Consider the following 17,805-nt stretch of genomic DNA (forward strand, 5'->3'; position numbering starts at 1 on the left):
GTGGGGGGGTTGGTTTGGGTGGGCGCCCCCCCTTTGGGGGGGGGCGGGGGGGCGTGGGGCCCCGGGGGGACCCCCCCCCCTCCCCCCGCCCCGGGCGGGGGGCCCCCCCCGGGGGGGGCGCCCACCGCTCAGTCGTATTGCGACAACATTCTCCGATGGCGGGTGCACCGGATATTCCGGGACAGGATGACAATGCTGGGGCGCCGCCCGCATCACCAGCGGTTCCACCTCCAGCGGGCAGCGCTCCAGTGCCCGCGACCGGGCCGGGGCGACCCCGGCACTGGCATTCAGGGGCAGTGGCATTCAGCGGCATTGACATCATTGACATTCAGCGTTCAGGAACGCGGCGCTCATTCCGCGCCGCGCACGGCGTTGTCCGCGCGCGGTATCGGGTGTTCGGCATGTCCCGTCCGCGCTCACCGCGGACGGGGCCGGACGAGCTGACCTCTCAGGCGAAGGTGTCGCAGGCCGAGACGGCTCCGGAGGTGTAGCCCTTGGTGAACCACTGCTGGCGCTGCGCCGACGAGCCGTGGGTCCAGGTGTCCGGCGTGACCTTGCCCTGGTACTTCTGCTGGATACGGTCGTCGCCGACAGCGGCCGCCGCGTCCAGGCCCACAGTGATGTCGGCCCGCGTCAGGTCGGTGATCAGCGGCTTTCCGCTCGCGGGGTCCGGGGTTGTCGTGGCGTGGTGGGCCCACACTCCGGCGTAGCAGTCGGCTTGGAGTTCGAGTTTCACCGAGCCGCTGTTCTCGCCCTGGCCGCTGCCGCGCGAGATGGTGCCGCTGAGGTCCTGAATGTGGTGTCCGTATTCGTGCGCGATGACGTATGCCTCGGCGAACGGGCCTCCCTTGGCACCGAACTTGCCTGTGAGCTCGTCGAAGAACCCGAGGTCGAGGTAGACCTTGTCGTCGGCGGAGCAGTAGAAGGGGCCCACCTCCGACGTCGCCTCCCCGCAGCCGGTGTTGACCCTGTCGGTGAACAGCAGGGTCGGCGCCTGGGTGTAGGACTTTCCTGCGGCTGTCTCCGTCTGCTTCCAGAATGCCTGGACGCTGTCGACCACGGCCACGATCCGGCAGTCGTCCTTCTTGTTGGCGTCCGCCCCGGTCCGGCAGTTCGCCGCGAGATCGCCGGGCGCGACGCCCTGGGAGCCGCCGGATCGCGCGGCGCTGTCAGAGGTGCCGCCCGAGCTGAGCAGACCCGGGTCCACCCCGAACACCACAGAGGCGATCACGACCAGCAGCCCTACCACCCCACCGCCCACGGTCTTTCCGCCACCGGGAATCCCGCCCCGTGTGCCGCCTCGGTTGTCCTGCACCTCGGAGGTGTCCAGGGCGGCATCGTCGTCGAACTGCATCAGCTGACTCTCCCTCACAACACGCCGGTACGCCGTGTCTCACCGGGGGCGTCTACCCAGCCGAACAGACCTCATCTGGTTGTGCCCGGACCGTGTTCCGAGGGGTCGCCGTCCGCAGGAAGCCCTCCCGGCGAACAGCCACCTGGATCACCGACCCAGGAGAGTCGACCGGGCGGGCCGGGGCCGCCCAGTGTCGCTCAGCCTCCGGACTCAGCGCGGCGACAGGCGGTAGAGCGCCGCCGCGCCCGCCTTGAGGTGGACCTTCAGCGTGCCGTGCTGGGCCGCTCCGCGGTAGCGGCCGGTGGCCGGCTCGAAGGTCGCCACGCTTCCGACGTGCGCCTGGTTGACGCCGAGCCGCACCGAGGCGGGGGCGTCGGGGTTCCGGTTGGCCACGAGCAGGTAGCGGGTGCCGTCGTCCTGCGTGTTCCTGAAGAGACCGATGACGGCGGCGTCCCCGGTGGCCGAGGTCAGGTGATCGCCCGGGGTGAAGGCCACCGCGCTCGGCGGCAGCGGGTCGTCGTTGGCGTGTTGGACCGACTCCGAGCGGAGCGGCTTGAGTTGGCGGCCGACCGGCTGGAGCCAGGTGCGGTTCAGCCTGCGCGCCGCGCCGTACAGCGGGGTCTGCTTGCCGTCGGCGGTGATCAGCGCCTTGGTGAAACCCTCGCCACGGGCGGGGTCCGGCGTCCAGTAGGTGAAGTACTGGATGCCCTTGCAGCCGTACGCCAGGCTGATGTTGGTCTGCCAGGCCAACTGCGAGGCGGTGGGCACCCGGTGGTTGTTGTAGCCGACCGACTGGATGAACGTCCACGCCGGCAGCCCGGACTTCAGCGACGCCTCGCGGTAGATCGCCCAGTTGTCGAAGTAGTTGAGGTCTATGCCGTCGGTGAGGATCGGGTACCGGTCGAACGAGATCAGCGGCGGCTTGACGGTGTCGATGTACGCCTGCACGAAGGCCGCGTAGCCCGGGCCGTTACCCGGCACGAGGTTGGAGTACGGCAGCAGCCCCGGTGCGACGTCACGCACGATGCCGGTGAGCGCCCCGACCGTGGGGAATCTGGACTGGGCCGGTTCGTCGAAGACGTTGAACCCGGCGAGCGAGGGGTGGTTCGCATAACTGGCCAGTGCCGCACGCACCCATGACGTCGCGTCAGCGGTGGTGAGCGAGGACGGCACGCTCCGGTCATCGGTGACCGACAGGTACTGCGCGATCGCCTGGATCCGGGGGTCGCCCGAGATCAGCACTTTCAGGCCCACCTGGTCGGCCATCTGCAAGGCGTAGCCGCCGCTTTGCGGATCGAATTGGTAGTTGCCGGTGATCAGGAAGGTGAACCCGGCGTCCTTGATCTCCTGGTAGCGGTCGAGCGTGGTCTCGTACGGGTGCGGCGGCCAGAACAGCCCGATCGGGAAGTCCGGCCCTCCGGTGAGCGGAAGGTCCACGCTCGCGGCGGAAGAGTCCGCCGCGTCGGCGGCGTGCGTGCCGTCTCCGGAATCCACCGAACTCAGCGCCCCGGCGGTCGGGTCGCCGGGCCCCGGTGCGGCCGCCGCCCGGTTGGCGGCCAGTCCGCCCGCGGCCAGGACGCCGGCGCCCAGGCCCGCGGCCTGTAGCAGCATCCGGCGGTGCATCGGCTGTGAAGCGCTGGAGATTGAGGAGTTCTGTTCTGGCATGGCCTACTCCGATCGTTGGAACGCGGGAGCGGGGAGGGGGCTGAAGGTCCCATCGGTGCACCGGCGACCGTGGCGGACGCACACATGCTGGCAGACGGTGGTGGTTCAATCAACCACGATGCGCAGAAATGATGAATGAATCATGCAGGATGCGGCGTGCACCGCCGCGCCCGCGCCCCGGTATCGGCAGACGGACTCGGCGCACTGAACTCGGCGCACTGAAACTCGGGCGCACTGAACTCAGCGCGCTGAAACTCAGCGCCCGCGGCGCCCCTTCACCATGTGGTCGCCCGGGATGTGCCCGGTGAGCGCCATGGACGCGCTGGCCCGGCCGTACGACAGCTGCGCCACGCGCACGTACAAGCAGTCGATCAGCACCAGCACCGAGTGCCGGGCTCCGATGCTGCCGGCGCGGAAGGAGGTCTCGGCGGTTGCGGAGATCAGCCGGACCTCAGCGGCCCGCGCCAACGGTGACCTGTGGTCGGCGGTGATCGCCACTGTGGTGGCGCCCCGCGCGCGGGCGAGTTCGAACGGCTCGATCGTCTCCCGGGTCGATCCGGAGTGAGAGATGCCGATGGCGACATCGGCCGGGGTGAGCAGGGCCGCCGACGTCGTGGCGGCGTGCACTTCGTTCCACCCGCGCACCGCGCATCCGATCCCGAAGAGCCGCAGCTCGGTCTCCACCGCCACCGCGCCGCTGCCGCCGACGCCGTACACGTCGATCCGCCGCGCTCGGGCGACCGCCTGGGCCGCGCGCTCAAGCGACGCCAGGTCGATGGTGTCCAACGTCCGCTGCACCGCGCCGAGATCTGCCTGGCCGACGACGGTGACCACCCGCCGCAAGTCGTCGTCGGGGGAGATGTCCGGCCCGATCTCCGAGGTGCCCCAGGCGGGCTCGTCGCCGCGCGCGCTCTCACGGACCAGTTCGATCAGCAGATGCTGGTACGACTCCAGGCCCACCGCACGGCAGAACCGCGTCACCGTCGGCTGGGACGTGCCGGTGCGCCGCCCCAGCTCGGCGGCCGAGCAGCCGATCACGGAGTTGGGGTCGGCGAGCACCAGCTCGGCCACTTTCCGCAGTGAGCCCGTCAGGTGCGGCAGCTCGGCTCGGATCAGCGCTGTGACATCAATGCGCGCTCCCGCGTGGCCGTAGCCCTTGGCCTCCATACGGGTCCCCGATCGCTCACACCTGCCGGCCGTCCGAAAGGCCATGATGCCATGCGATTATGTCATTCATCGTGCATCGACCACGCAGACTGAAAGATTCAGCCTGGTTGCTCCGGTACGCTGCGGACCTCCTCCGGCAGGCCCCTGCGCGGCGGCCCCGACGGGGTGTCCCTCCTGGAGGTCTCCCGCTGGTCGGGGCGCTCTACAATTCAGATAACCGCGGACATCTATGGTCACCTGACCCCGGGCTCGGACGACAAGCTGAAGCGTGTGATGGACGAGGTACTGACCAGTGCCACCGTGCTGGTTCCGTGCTGACTTCGGCTCGCCTGCAAGGCAAAGCCGCAGGTGGGAGCAACAGCGTGAAATTCCTCAACGATATTCGGCCGCCGTACGACCTGACGTACGACGACGTCTTCATGGTGCCGAGCCGCAGCGCGGTCGGTTCCCGCCAGGGCGTGGACCTCAGGTCCCCTGACGGGACGGGCACCACCATCCCCCTGGTCGTGGCCAATATGACGGCCATCGCGGGCCGCCGGATGGCCGAGACCGTGGCCAGGCGCGGCGGCCTCGTCGTCATCCCGCAGGACATCCCCCACGACGTCGTCGCCGATGTCGTGGCCTACGTCAAGCAGCGCCATCTGGTGCTGGACACCCCGATCACGCTCGCCCCCTCCCAGACCGTCGCCGACGCGCTGTCCCTGCTGCCCAAGCGGGCGCACGGCGCGGGCGTGGTGGTCGAGGACGGGCGGCCGGTCGGCGTCGTCACCGAGTCCGACCTCAGCGGCGTGGACCGCTTCACGCAGCTCTCCGAGGTCATGTCCAGGGACCTGCTGCTGCTCGACGCGGACATCGACCCGCGCGAGGCGTTCAACCGGCTGGAGGACGCGCACCGCAAGCTGGCGCCCGCCGTGGACGCCGAGGGCCTGCTCGTCGGCATCCTGACCCGCAAGGCCGCGCTGCGCGCCACGCTGTACGAGCCCGCCGTCGACGCGAACGGGCGGCTGCGGATCGCCGCGGCCGTGGGCATCAACGGCGACGTGGCGGGCAAGGCCAAGCAGCTCCTGGACGCCGGGGTCGACACCCTGGTCGTCGACACCGCGCACGGCCACCAGGAGTCGATGCTCGCGGCAGTACGCGCCGTGCGCGCGCTCGACCCGCGGGTGCCGATCGTGGCGGGAAACATCGTGGCCGCCGAGGGCGTCCGCGACCTGATCGAGGCGGGCGCCGACATCATCAAGGTCGGCGTCGGACCCGGCGCCATGTGCACCACCCGCATGATGACCGGCGTCGGCCGCCCGCAGTTCTCCGCCGTCATGGAGTGCGCCGCGGAGGCGCGCAAGCACGGCAAGCACGTCTGGGCCGACGGCGGCGTCCGGCACCCGCGCGATGTCGCCATGGCGCTGGCGGCGGGCGCGTCCAACGTGATGATCGGCTCCTGGTTCGCCGGTACGTACGAGTCGCCGGGCGACCTCCAGCAGGCCGCCGACGGGCGGCTGTACAAGGAGTCCTTCGGCATGGCCTCGGCGCGCGCGGTCCGCAACCGTACGAGCGAGGAGTCGGCGTACGACCGGGCGCGCAAGGCGCTGTTCGAGGAGGGCATCTCCACCTCGCGGATGTTCCTCGACCCGGCCCGGCCGGGCGTCGAGGACCTGATCGACTCGGTCATCGCCGGGGTACGCAGCTCCTGCACGTACGCCGGGGCCGCCTCGCTCGACGAGTTCGCGGAGAAGGCGATCGTCGGCATCCAGAGCGCGGCGGGCTACGCGGAGGGCAAGCCGCTGCACGCGAGCTGGAACTGACGCGGGGTCGGGCGCCGGTGCCTTCGCCGGTGCCCGTGGCCGCGCCGGTACCGGTGCCTTCGGCGGTGCCCGTGGCCGCGCCGGTACCGGTGCGTTCGCCGGTACCCGTCCCGGTGTCGCCAGGGGGCCTTGGTCCCGAGTCGTCGGAGATGTCTCTATCCTGCGAGCTGTGAAGCCGCTCAACGATCTCGACGAACGCATCGTGCACGCCCTGGCCGAGGACGCCCGGCGGTCCTACGCGGACATCGGCGCCCAAGTGGGCCTGTCGGCGCCCGCCGTCAAACGCCGGGTGGACCGGCTGCTGGCGGCGGGCGCGATCACCGGTTTCACCGTACGGGTCGACCCCGCCGCGCTCGGCTGGCAGACCGAGGCGCTGGTGGAGCTGTACTGCCGCCACAACACCTCGCCCGGCGACATCAGGCGCGGCCTGGCCCGCTACCCGGAAGTCGCGTCCGCCTCCACCGTCACTGGTGAGGCGGACGCCGTGGTCCAGGTCTTCGCCTCCGACGTACGGCACTTCGAGCAGGTGCTGGAGAAGATCGCGGGGGAGCCGTTCGTGACCCGCACCAAATCCGTGCTGATCCTCTCCCCGCTGCTGCGCCGCTACGGCGGAGGCGCCCCGGAGTGAGAGCGCGGAGTGCGCCTGCCGAGGCATAAGTTGGGTAATGTCGCAAATCATGCGAATTGTGGCTGAAGTCACCCGATCGGGGTACAACGGGTACTGAGGCCAGATCGGCCCCGGCAGCACGAAGGAGGCGACATGATCACGCGTGAGCAGATTCCCAAGGTCATGGGCCATGCGGTGCATGACGCTCAGGGGAAGAAGATCGGCGAAGCCGCCCACCTGTACCTGGACGACGCCACGGGCGAAGTCGAGTGGGTCGCGGTGAAGACCGGTTTCTTCGGCAACAACGAGACATTCGTGCCGACGCGTGCCGCCCGCCTGGTCGAGGACCATCTTGAGGTTCCGTACGAGAAGGACCAGGTCAAGGGCGCGCCCAATGTGGACGTGGACTCGGGCGGACACCTCTCGGCGTCGGAGGAGCAGAACCTCTACCGCTACTACGGCATGGAAGCCAGGTCCGGCGGGTCCGTGGGCCGCGCCGCGAACGGGCAGGGCGCCGGGACCGGTGACGCGAAGGCCGGAGCCGCCGCCGGTACGGCCGGTGCCGCCGGAGTGGCCGCGGGCACCGCCGCGGGCCGTCACGCGCGGACCGCGGACACCGGAGCGCCGAGCACTGACAAGACCGCCGCGGCCCGCGCGGGCGCACCGGTCGCCTCCACCGGCAAGGACACGCCCGCCGTGGCCTCGGGCGCACCGCAGCGCCTCGCCGCGGACGGTCTCGACCCCGAGAGCGAGACCATGATCCGCTCCGAGGAGGAGATGCACGTCCGGGTCGAGCGGGAGACCATCGGCCAGGCGCGGCTCCACAAGGTCGTGGACGTCGAGGAAGTCGAGCAGACGGTGCCGATCCGGCACGAAGAGGTCCACCTCGTCCGTGAGCCCATCGACCCGAAGACCGCCGCGGGCCGTACGGGCGACATCAGCGAGGCCGAACAGGTCGTCACCCTCCACGAGGACAAGGCGATCATCGAGACCGAGGTCGTGCCGAAGGAGCGCGTCCGCATGCGCGTCGACGAGCACGTCGAGCAGAAGACCGTGCACGGCCGGGTCCGCAAGGAGCGGATCGAGACCGACACGAGTCCCGCGACCACCGAGGAGACCAGCGGCTACGAGGGTGAGCAGGGCCGCAAGGACCGCCGCTTCGGTAGCTGAACCGACCTGACGGCCGGTCGAACGGCCTCACCGCACCACGCGAGCGGGCCCCCACCCCTGAATCCCGGGGTGGGGGCCCGCTTCCGTGCCCCCAGGACGCGCCCCGCGAGCCCCTCAGCTCGCGCCGCGCGAGCCCCTCAGCGGCGACCCGGCGCAACGAATCGCCGGTAGTGCCGGACAAGACGCAACGAACAGCGGCAGCAGCCGCAATGATCGCGTCTTGCCGCCGCCGCGCACGGAACCGTACTGTCGAAGGAGTCCCGTACACCCCCTCTGAACAGGCGAAAGAGACTCATGGCACCGTTGCGCGCTGCGCTGTATCAGGGGCCGGGCGGCGTACCCGAGTCGGTGGACGCGGCGCTCGCCGGGTTCGAGGAGGCGGCTCGACGGGCCGCCGCGGGGGGAGCGCGGCTGCTGGTGACGGCCGAGCTGTCGCTGACCGGCTACGCGGTCGGCGACCGCCTCGCGGCGCTGGCCGAGGAGGCCGACGGACCGTCGGCGCGGCGGGTGGCGGAGATCGCCGCCCGGTACGGGATCGCCATCGTCTACGGCTACCCCGAGCGGGACGGTACGGCCGTGCACAACGCGGCGCGGCTGATCGGCCCGGACGGCGCCCCGCTCGCCAACTACCGCAAGACGCACCTGTTCGGGGACTTCGAGCGGTCCGCCTTCACCGCCGGTGACACACCCGTCGTACAGGCCGACGTCGACGGCGTACGGATCGGGCTGCTGATCTGCTACGACGTGGAATTCCCCGAGGCGGTACGGGTGCACGCGCTCGGCGGCACCCAACTCCTCGTCGTGCCGACCGCGTTGATGCGGCCGTACGAATTCGTGCCGCACACCCTCGTCCCGGCCCGCGCGTACGAGAGCCAGCTGCACCTGGCGTACGCCAACCGCTGCGGGGCCGAGGGCGATTACCACTTCGCGGGGCTGAGCTGCCTCGTCGGACCGGACGGCGCGGTGCGCGCGCGGGCCGGGACCGGCGAGGAACTGGTCTTCGCCGATGTGGACCCGGCGCTGATCGACGCCGCCCGCGCGGAGACGCCGTATCTGGCCGACCGCCGCCCGGAGTTGTACCGCGCGCTCGGCTGAGCCCGCGCGCCGGAGTGCCCCGCGAGCGCCCGTAACCCCCCTTTTCCCGCACGCCAGTTCAGCCAGGAGAGCCGCCCCATGACGTCCGTGCCCACCGCGGTCCACGACGAGCAGCACGCCGAAGCCCAGGAGCAGCCGCCCGTCACCATGTTCGGTCCTGACTTCCCCTACGCCTACGACGACTTCCTGGCGCACCCGGCGGGCCTCGGCGCGGTGCCGCCCACCGAGCACGGCACGGAGGTCGCGGTGATCGGCGGCGGCCTGTCCGGCATCGTCACCGCGTACGAACTGATGAAGATGGGCCTCAAGCCCGTCGTCTACGAGGCGGACCAGATCGGCGGGCGGCTGCGCACGGTCGGCTTCGACGGCTGCGACCCCGGCCTCACCGCGGAGTTGGGCGCCATGCGCTTCCCGCCCTCGTCCACCGCCTTCCAGCACTACGTGGACCTGGTGGGCCTGGAGACCAAGCCGTTCCCCAACCCGCTGGCGCCCGGCACGCCTTCGACCGTCGTGGACCTCAAGGGCGAGTCGCACTACGCCACCTCGGTGGACGACCTTCCCGAGGTCTACCACCAGGTGATGCACGCCTGGAACGCGTGCCTGGAGGACGGCGCCGACTTCTCCGCGATGCAACGGGCCCTGCGCGAGCGGGACATCCCCGTGATCCGGGAGATCTGGTCGGCGCTGGTCGAGAAGCTGGACAACCAGACCTTCTACGGCTTCCTGTGCGACTCCCCGGCCTTCGCGTCCTTCCGGCACCGGGAGATCTTCGGGCAGGTCGGCTTCGGCACCGGCGGCTGGGACACCGACTTCCCCAACTCGATCCTGGAGATCCTGCGGGTCGTCTACACCGGCGCGGACGACGACCACCGCGGGATCGTCGGCGGCTCGCAGCAGCTCCCGCTGCGACTGTGGGAACGCGAGCCCGACAAGACCGTGCACTGGCCGAAGGGCACCTCGCTGCGCTCGCTGCACGCCGCCCGCGACGGCCGGCCGCGCCCGGCCGTGACCGGGCTGCACCGCACCGCGGGCAACCGGATCACCGTCACCGACGCGTCGGGGGACATCCGTACGTACCGCGCCGCCGTCTTCACCGCGCAGAGCTGGCTGCTGCTGTCCAAGATCGCCTGCGACGACTCGCTCTTCCCGATCGACCACTGGACGGCGATGGAGCGCACCCACTACATGGAGTCCAGCAAGCTCTTCGTGCCGGTGGACCGGCCGTTCTGGCTGGACAAGGACCCGCGGACCGGCCGCGACCTGATGTCGATGACGCTCACCGACCGGATGACCCGCGGCACGTACCTGCTGGACGACGGACCCGACCGGCCCGCCGCGATCTGCCTGTCGTACACCTGGTGCGACGACAGCCTCAAGTGGCTGCCGCTCAGCGCCCACGAGCGCATGGAGGTCATGCTGAAGTCGCTCGGCGAGATCTACCCGGGCGTCGACATCAGGAGGCACATCATCGGCAATCCGGTGACGGTCTCCTGGGAGAACGAGCCGTACTTCATGGGCGCGTTCAAGGCCAACCTGCCCGGCCACTACCGGTACCAGCGGCGGCTGTTCACCCACTTCATGCAGGACCGGCTGCCCGCCGACAAGCGCGGCATCTTCCTCGCGGGCGACGACATCTCCTGGACCGCGGGCTGGGCCGAGGGCGCCGTGCAGACCGCGCTCAACGCGGTGTGGGGTGTCATGCGGCACCTCGGCGGCGCGACCGACCCGCTGAATCCCGGTCCCGGCGACCGCTACGACGAGATCGCACCGGTGCTGCTGCCGGAGGACTAAGTACCGGACCGGTACGTCAGCTGCGACGGCCCACCGGCGTGAGCAGGCAGCGGCCGATCAGGCCGACGCCCGCGTCCAGGCGGCGCACGCACTCCTCGTACGCGTCCGGCCTGTCGCGCAGCGCCCACAGCAGCCGGGCCGCCGCCCAGGCCGCGTCCCGCGCCCGGTCCAGGCTCCACGAACCCACGACGTGGGTCAGCGGATCGGCGAGTTCGAGCAGGTCGGGGCCGGGCATCAGCTCTTCGCGCACGCGCTCCTCGACGGCGGTCAGGATCTCGCCGACGCGGTCGAAGTCGGCGGCCAGGGCGGGGGGTTCACAGCCGGTGGCGCGGCAGGTGTCGACCACCGCCAGGGGAAGGTCGTGGCCGACATGGGCGTTGACGCCCGCCAGCGCGAACTGGAGCGGGTGGATGTCGCGGTGGGCGCGCATACGGAGCAGGGGCCGCCAGGACGCCGGCGCTTGCCTTCCCCCGGCGTCGTCCTCGACGGCCTTGAGGTAGCGGTTCGCGAACCGCACCGCCAACCGGGCCGCCGTCTCGGCGTCCTCGAAACCGTTCGCGGCCAACTGCCGCCCCACCGCGCGTGTCACCTCCACGTACACGGCGTTGAACACGCCCAGTCCGTCGCGGCGGCCCCCCACCCGCCGCATCCGCCCCACCACCGAGGCGACATCCTCGTCCGTCGTCCGCATCCCCCCACCCTCCCGGCCCGCTCCACCCCCGCGCCCGCGGCGCGACCGGTTTCACCGCCCGCACCACCCGTGCGGATCAGAGTTCGCCGGCGGGCGCGCCTGTGCGGGTGCGGCGCCGGACGCGCCGCTTAGAGGGCGCCCGCCGCCGCGGCGGACCAGACGGTGGGGTGGAGGGGGCGGAAGCCCAGCTCGTGGTGGATGCGGAGGGGGGAGGAGATGCCCTCCCAGGGGTCGGCGAGGGGGCGGTCGGCCATACCGGCAGGCACCTCGGCCCCGTTGATCCAGTGGATGTCGAGGGCGGTGACCGGCGCGTCGTCGGTGATGTTGTAGATCCGCCCGGCCACACCGGGGGCGTACAGGACGCGCAGGAGGCCCTGGGCGACATCGGCGTGGTGGACCATGGACATCCGGCGGTGGGCGGGCCAGTCCTGGGCCCACCGCAGCGCCTGCGGCAGGTGCGGATCGCCCTCGCCGTAGACGAAGGAGAGCCGCCCGACGCGCACGTCGACCCCGCTGTCGCGGCCGAGGGCGAGCAGCCCGACCTCGGCCTCGCGCTTGGCGGCGGGATAGGCGCCCCACAGGGAGGCGCCGGGCAGCGTCTCGTCGTCCTCGACGGCCGGTCGGCCACGGCCCGCGCCGTACACCAAGGTGGTGCTGACCTGCACGAAACGGCCCACGCCCGCGTCGGCGGCGGCGCGGCCGAGGTCGAGCGCGGCGTCGCGGTTGACGGCCCACGCCTCCTCGTCGGGGACACCGCGGAAGGCGGCGGCGATGTTGAGCACGGCGTCGGCGCCCGACACGGCCTCGCGGACGTCGTCGGCGTCACGCAGCTCGCCGACCACCGCCTCCGCGCCGAGCCGGGTGAAGGGCTCGGCGCGCGCCTCGTCGCGTACCAGGACGCGTACGGTGTCGGCGGTCCCCGCCCGTTGCAGCAGGCGGGGTACGAACCGGCGTCCGACCTGTCCCGTCGCGCCGGTGACCAGGATCTTCATGGGGTGCTCCTCGTGGTGCGGACCTGCGGCGGGACCCGGTGTTCCGCCGCTGTCTCCCACCCTGCGCGGCCCGGAGCGCGGGCGGCAGAGACCTCTCTATCCGGGGAGTGGCACTCCCTGGATAGCCGCGCCGCGCGGACGCATGCTGGAAGGGTGAACCGACCCGAGCTCGCCGACTTCCTGCGCCGCTGCCGCACCCGCCTCGCCCCCGCCGACGTGGGCCTGGCCGAGGGGGTCAGGCGCCGTACGCCGGGGCTGCGCCGCGAGGAGGTCGCCCAGCTCGCCGGGATGTCGGCGGATTACTACACGCGGCTCGAACAGTCCCGCGGACCGCGCCCCTCGCGCCAGATGCTCACCGCACTGGCCCGCGCGCTGCGGCTGACCGCGGACGAGCGGGACCACCTGTTCCACCTGTCGGGGGAGGAGCCGCCGCGCGAGGCGGGCGGCAGCGGGCACGTCAGGCCGGGGCTGCTGCTGGTCCTCGACCGGCTGCACGACACGCCCGCGCAGGTGGTGAGCGACTTCGGCGACGTCCTCGCGCAGAACGCGATGGCCGCGGCCCTGCTCGGCGACGTGTCGGCGCGGCCGCCCGCGCTGCGCAATGTCGTACGGCGGATGTTCACCGACCCCTCCGCCCGCGCGCTGTTCCCCGAGGAGGACCACGAGACGCTGGCCCGTCACCATGTGGCGAATCTGCGCGCCGTGCTCGCGGCCCGCCCCGACGACCCGCGCCCGGCCGCGCTCGTCACCGAACTGCGGGCGCAGAGCCCGCAGTTCGCCCGGATGTGGGACGACCACGAGGTCGCGGTGCGCCGCTCGGACACCAAGCGCTTCCGCCATCCGGTCGTCGGGGAGCTGGAGTTGGACTGCGAGGTGCTGCTCAGCCCCGAGCACGACCAGCGGCTGATCGTCTACACCGCGCGCCCCGGCAGCGCCGCGTACGAGCGGCTGCGGCTGCTCAAGGTGGTCGGCCTCCAGGACCTGGCCGTCGGCTGAAACGGTCCCCGGACCGTCGTCCCCGGCGCGCCGCGGAATGTGACTGTCACGGCCCAACTCCCTTCGTACGTACGGGCGATGGTGCCTACGTAAGGGGTATGGAGGCGCGCCTGTGCCATGGCGTATTCCCGCGGCATGATTTGCCCCCGGGTATGCCCAACAGTGAGTGAAGGGCCGCTAACGTGAAGACACGGTCCGGCGGGCACGAATCCCCCGTGCGTGCCCGCCGGACCTTCGATTCCCCGGGATTCCCAGGGGCTTCCCGGACGTTCCGGACCGTGCCGCCACCCCGCGTGCCGAGTGCCCCGCCGAGGTGTTCGCCGTAAGGGGAGGGCCGAGCGGGACCGTACGGCTTCGCCCGGCCGTCCCCGTACCGGATCAGTCGGCCGCGGCGGCGACCCCCGGCGCGGGCGCGGGGGAGGAGCCGGTGACCGTTTTGCCCGCGGCCGGGCGGACGACGCCCGCGCCCACCACCAGGCCGAGAGTGAGGACGGTGACCAGCGTGAAGGAGACCGTCAGCGAGGTGGCCCCGGCGATACCGCCGATCGCGGCCGGGGCGACCAGGCCCGAGGTGTACGTGACGGTGGCGACGCCCGCGATGGCCTGGCTCGGATTGGGGCCGCTGCGCCCGGCGGCGGCGAAGCACAGCGGCACGACCACGGATATCCCGATGCCGAGCAGCGCGAAGCCCGCGATGGCGGGCAGCGGCGAGTGCGAGAGCACCACCAGCAGACCGCCGAGGGTGGCGAGCACCCCGCCCGACCGCAGTGTCCGTACCGCGCCCAGCCGCCGTACCGCGAAGTCGCCGAAGAGCCGGGTGACCGCCATCGTGCAGGAGAACGCGGTGTACGCGACCGCCGCGATGCCGGGTGAGGCCCCGGCGACATCGCGCAGGTAGACCGCGCACCAGTCGGAGCTGCCGCCCTCCGCGAACACCCCGCAGAAGCCGATCGCCCCGATCACGAGCGCCGTGCGCGGCGGCAGGGCGAAGCGCGGCGGCGCGGCCTCCTCCGCGTCCGGCCGGATGTCGGGCACCCCGGCGCAGATCAGGTAACTCGTCACCAGCAGCGCCGCGGCCATCGCGCCCAGATGGATCCTGCCGTCGAGCCCCGCGTGCGCCGCGGGCACGCCGATCGCCGCGCCCACCAGCGTGCCGACGCTCCACATGCCGTGCAGCCCCGACATGATCGACTTGCCCTTGCGGTGCTCCACCTCGATGCCGATCGCGTTCATGACGACATCCGCCATGCCCGCGCTGGCCCCGAAGGCGAGCAGTGCCAGGCACAGCCACGGCAGGCCCGGCATGACCGCGGGCAGCGCCAGTACGGCCGTCCACATCCCGAGCAGGACGCGCAGCGCGGTACGGGAGCCGAGGCGGTGCATCAGCCGCCCCGCCAGCGGCATCATCAGCGACGAGCCGATCGCGGGACAGGCCAGCGCCAGACCGAGAGCGCCGGGGCTCAGGGACAGATGGTCCTTGATCCACGGGATACGGGTGGCGAAGGTGCCGCTCGCCGCGCCGTGGACGGCGAACGCGATGGCGATGGCCATATGGGCCCGGCGGATCCGGGACGGAGCCGTCTTGTCGTCGGCGGCGGCGGTTTTCATGCGGCGTAAACTATCAGGAAGGCTCCCTGAAAGTTAAGGGGTCATCGGCTGCCAGGAGACCGGGTTGCCGGGCCGACGGCTCTACGGGTTCACGGGCTCGATCAGTCCGCGCTCCCGTCGGGCACCCGCTCCGGGAAGCCGTACGGCGTACGGGCCCACCGGCCCGGTCTGGAAGGATCCCCGCATGACCGTCACCCGCGCGCTTCCGGGCCGCAACGCGTCACCGCGCACCGCCCGCGCCATCAACGACCGCCTCGCCCTGCGCCTCCTCCAGCAGGAAGGCCCGCTCACCGCGGGGCAGTTGAAGGAACTCACCGGAATGTCCCGGCCGAGCGTCGCCGACCTCGTCGAGCGGCTCCAGGACTCCGGACTGATCGAGGTGGTCGGCGAGGCGGGCGAGGACAGACGCGGGCCCAACGCGCGGGTGTACGGCATCGTCGCCGACCGGGCGTACGTCGCCGGACTCGACATCCGCGTCGAGAGCATCGGCGTGGAGATCGCCGACCTCCTCGGCCGCACCGTCGCCCGCGCCGACCTGCACGTGCCGGACGGGGCCGACCCGGCCGGGACCGTGGCCGAGGGCGTGGCCCTGCTGCGCCGCGCCATCCGCACCGCGGGCGCCACCGAACTCCACACCGTCGCCTGCGGCGCGCCCGGCCTCGTCGACCCGGAGACCGGGCGGCTGCGCGCCGCCAACGCGCTGCGCTCCTGGCACGCGGACCTGGTCGACGAGATCCGCTCCCGGCTCGGCGTGCCCGTGCTGCTGGAGAACGAGGTCAACCTCGCCGCCGTCGCGGAACAGCGCGTGGGCGCCGCGCGGAACGACGACACCTTCGTCCTGCTCTGGATCGGCGGGGGAGTCGGCGCCGCCGTCGTCCTCGACGGCAAACTGCGCCGCGGCGCGTCGGGCGGAGCCGGCGAGGTCGGCTTCCTCCCGCTGCTCGGCACCCCCGAACTGCCGACCGCCACCGACTGTGACAACGGTTACCACGGGCTGGTCGGCAGCCGCGCCGTCTGCGCGCTCGCCCGCGAGCACGGAATCCCCGTCGGCGGCGCCGACGAGGCCGAGGGGGCCGCGGCGGCCGTCACCGCCGCGCTCGCCGGAGGCGCCGCCACCGAAGGCTTCCTCGCCGAGCTGTCCACGCGGATCGCCGTCGGGGCCGCCGCCATCTGCGCCGTGCTCGACCCCGGACGGGTCGTCCTCGCCGGTGAGGTCGCCCAGGCCGGAGGGGCCGCCCTGGCCGAACGCGTCGCCGAGTGCCTCGGACGCATCTCGCCGCTGCCGACCGTCGTACGGGCCAGCGCCGTGCACGGCGGCGCCGTCCTGCGCGGGGCCGTGGTCACCGCCACCGACGCGGCCCAGGAGGAGCTGTTCGCCCCCGCGGTGTGAGGCAGGGCACACGGACGCCCTGGAGGCCGCGGGGGTGTGCGTGGCACACTGGTGCCGTACCAGTGACGTTTGCGCACTCCGGGGTCGGTGTAATTCCGAACCGGCGGTTACAGTCCGCGACCCGTCCGCAGCCAGCGGCCGGTTGACCAGGTGAAATTCCTGGACCGACGGTGAAAGTCCGGATGGGAGGCAGTGCGCGGCGGGCGTTCACTCGGGTACGCCGCCGTCAGCGGCCCCGCGCGCACAGCGCGAGCGGTCCGCGGCCGTCACCGGCGTACGCGATGGTTCGGTTTCCCCGCTCAGCATCCCAACGCCCCGGAGTCCGTGCCCGAAGAGGCAGGAGGACCCGGTGGCCACCGCCACGGAAACCGACGCGATGCGACGCGCTGTCGCGCTGTCGGCCCGCGCGCTCGGAGACACCGCCCCCAACCCGGTCGTCGGCTGCGTGATCCTCGACGCCGAGGGCGCCCGGGTCGGCGAGGGCTGGCACCAGCGGGCCGGCGGCCCGCACGCGGAAGTGCACGCGCTGTTCGCGGCCGGTGAGCGGGCCAGGGGCGGCACCGCCCTGGTCACGCTCGAACCCTGTAACCACACCGGCCGTACCGGCCCCTGCGCCCAGGCGCTCATCGAGGCCGGGATCGTCCGCGTGGTCTACGCGGTCGCCGACCCCAACCCGTCGGCCTCCGGCGGCGCCGCCACCCTGCGCGCGGCGGGCGTCGAGGTCGAGAGCGGACTCCTGCGGGACGAGGCGGAGGCGGTCAACGTCGCCTGGCTCACCTCGGTCCGCCTCGGCCGCCCGTACGTGTGCTGGAAGTACGCCGCCACCCTCGACGGCCGGATCGCCGCGGCCGACGGTTCGAGCCGCTGGATCAGCTCCGCCGAGTCCCGCGCCGACGTGCACCGGCTGCGCGCGGAGTCCGACGCCGTCGTGGTCGGCTCCGGCACCCTGCGGGCCGACGACCCCCATCTGGCTGTACGCGGTATCGACGGGGTGACCCAGCCGCTGCGCGTCGTGGTCGACACCCGGGCCCGTACCACCGCCGACGCCCGCGTGCTGGACGACGTGGCGCCGACGCTCATCGCCGTCGGCGAGGACGCCGACACCTCCCACCTGCCGGGCGTCGACACCGTACGCCTGCCCTACGCCAGGACCGAGGACGGTACGGAGGGCGGCGGCGTCGACGTGGCCGCGCTCCTGGCCGCACTGCACACGCGCGGGGTGCGCTCGGTACTGCTGGAGGGCGGGCCCACGCTGGCCGGGGCGTTCGTCGCCGCCGGAGCCGTCGACGCGGTCACCGCGTACCTGGCCCCCGCGCTGCTCGGCGCCGGGCCCAACGCGCTCGGCGACGCAGGAATCACCACCATCGCGCAGACGTTGCGGCTCGACGTGACCGATGTCGCCCGCCTCGGGCCCGATGTGCGCGTCACGGCCGTACCGGCCGTGTCCCACTCCTCCCACTCTCCTCAGGAGCGCTGA

14 protein-coding genes and 1 riboswitch are annotated in these 17,805 nt (G+C 72.2%); of the genes, 8 read left to right on the forward strand and 6 right to left on the reverse strand.

Annotation, left to right across the window (positions count from 1 at the left end; all coding sequences use genetic code 11):
* Positions 1 to 448: 448 nt before the first annotated feature.
* The 3 genes from ACFZAM_RS30560 to ACFZAM_RS30570 form a co-directional block, all read right to left on the reverse strand.
* Positions 449 to 1,354, reverse strand: coding sequence for a neutral zinc metallopeptidase (locus ACFZAM_RS30560; RefSeq protein ID WP_391050588.1), 906 nt, complete (start codon positions 1,352 to 1,354; stop codon positions 449 to 451).
* A gap of 210 nt (positions 1,355 to 1,564) precedes the next feature.
* Positions 1,565 to 2,965 carry a hypothetical protein gene (locus ACFZAM_RS30565; RefSeq protein ID WP_391050590.1) on the reverse strand — a complete coding sequence of 467 codons (1,401 nt, stop codon included), beginning with the start codon at positions 2,963 to 2,965 and terminating at the stop codon, positions 1,565 to 1,567.
* Positions 2,966 to 3,274: 309 nt separating this feature from the next.
* Positions 3,275 to 4,186: a MurR/RpiR family transcriptional regulator gene (locus ACFZAM_RS30570; protein ID WP_355347049.1), complete on the reverse strand. Its 912-nt coding sequence runs from the start codon at positions 4,184 to 4,186 to the stop codon at positions 3,275 to 3,277.
* Between the two features lie 362 nt (positions 4,187 to 4,548).
* Between ACFZAM_RS30570 and ACFZAM_RS30575 the strand changes: the two genes are divergently transcribed.
* The 5 genes from ACFZAM_RS30575 to ACFZAM_RS30595 all read left to right on the forward strand — a co-directional run bounded on the left by ACFZAM_RS30575 (position 4,549) and on the right by ACFZAM_RS30595 (position 10,651).
* Positions 4,549 to 5,988 (forward strand): GuaB1 family IMP dehydrogenase-related protein, encoded by a 1,440-nt coding sequence (locus ACFZAM_RS30575; protein ID WP_391050593.1) that lies wholly within the window; start codon positions 4,549 to 4,551, stop codon positions 5,986 to 5,988.
* Between the two features lie 169 nt (positions 5,989 to 6,157).
* On the forward strand, positions 6,158 to 6,616 hold the full coding sequence (locus ACFZAM_RS30580; protein WP_355347055.1) for an Lrp/AsnC family transcriptional regulator: 459 nt from the start codon (positions 6,158 to 6,160) through the stop codon (positions 6,614 to 6,616).
* A 132-nt stretch (positions 6,617 to 6,748) separates the two neighbouring features.
* Entirely contained in the window at positions 6,749 to 7,765 is a 1,017-nt protein-coding gene (locus ACFZAM_RS30585) for a DUF2382 domain-containing protein (protein WP_391050595.1), read from the forward strand.
* Positions 7,766 to 8,059: 294 nt separating this feature from the next.
* A complete protein-coding gene (locus ACFZAM_RS30590) occupies positions 8,060 to 8,860 on the forward strand; it encodes a nitrilase-related carbon-nitrogen hydrolase (RefSeq protein ID WP_391050597.1) in 801 nt (266 codons plus the stop codon).
* A 78-nt stretch (positions 8,861 to 8,938) separates the two neighbouring features.
* Complete coding sequence (locus ACFZAM_RS30595; protein WP_391050599.1) at positions 8,939 to 10,651, forward strand: FAD-dependent oxidoreductase; 1,713 nt, start codon at positions 8,939 to 8,941, stop codon at positions 10,649 to 10,651.
* Positions 10,652 to 10,667: 16 nt separating this feature from the next.
* On the opposite strand, the gene ACFZAM_RS30600 is transcribed toward ACFZAM_RS30595, so the two are convergent.
* Positions 10,668 to 11,342 carry a DUF5995 family protein gene (locus tag ACFZAM_RS30600; protein WP_355347067.1) on the reverse strand — a complete coding sequence of 225 codons (675 nt, stop codon included), beginning with the start codon at positions 11,340 to 11,342 and terminating at the stop codon, positions 10,668 to 10,670.
* Positions 11,343 to 11,470: 128 nt separating this feature from the next.
* A complete protein-coding gene (locus ACFZAM_RS30605; protein WP_391050601.1) occupies positions 11,471 to 12,334 on the reverse strand; it encodes an NAD-dependent epimerase/dehydratase family protein in 864 nt (287 codons plus the stop codon).
* Between the two features lie 153 nt (positions 12,335 to 12,487).
* Between ACFZAM_RS30605 and ACFZAM_RS30610 the strand changes: the two genes are divergently transcribed.
* Positions 12,488 to 13,330: a helix-turn-helix domain-containing protein gene (locus ACFZAM_RS30610; protein ID WP_391050603.1), complete on the forward strand. Its 843-nt coding sequence runs from the start codon at positions 12,488 to 12,490 to the stop codon at positions 13,328 to 13,330.
* 378 nt (positions 13,331 to 13,708) lie between these two features.
* On the opposite strand, the gene ACFZAM_RS30615 is transcribed toward ACFZAM_RS30610, so the two are convergent.
* Positions 13,709 to 14,938: an MFS transporter gene (locus ACFZAM_RS30615; RefSeq protein WP_391050604.1), complete on the reverse strand. Its 1,230-nt coding sequence runs from the start codon at positions 14,936 to 14,938 to the stop codon at positions 13,709 to 13,711.
* A gap of 184 nt (positions 14,939 to 15,122) precedes the next feature.
* On the opposite strand from ACFZAM_RS30615, the gene ACFZAM_RS30620 reads away from it, so the two are divergent.
* The gene (locus ACFZAM_RS30620) at positions 15,123 to 16,328 is read left to right on the forward strand and encodes an ROK family transcriptional regulator (protein ID WP_355347079.1); all 1,206 of its coding nucleotides are present in this window, start codon (positions 15,123 to 15,125) and stop codon (positions 16,326 to 16,328) included.
* A gap of 69 nt (positions 16,329 to 16,397) precedes the next feature.
* Positions 16,398 to 16,528: riboswitch (FMN riboswitch) on the forward strand.
* 149 nt (positions 16,529 to 16,677) lie between these two features.
* Entirely contained in the window at positions 16,678 to 17,805 is a 1,128-nt protein-coding gene (ribD, locus tag ACFZAM_RS30625; RefSeq protein ID WP_391050607.1) for a bifunctional diaminohydroxyphosphoribosylaminopyrimidine deaminase/5-amino-6-(5-phosphoribosylamino)uracil reductase RibD, read from the forward strand.

This window comes from Streptomyces sp. NPDC008079 (assembly GCF_042957385.1).
Taxonomy (GTDB): Bacteria; Actinomycetota; Actinomycetes; order Streptomycetales; family Streptomycetaceae; genus Actinacidiphila.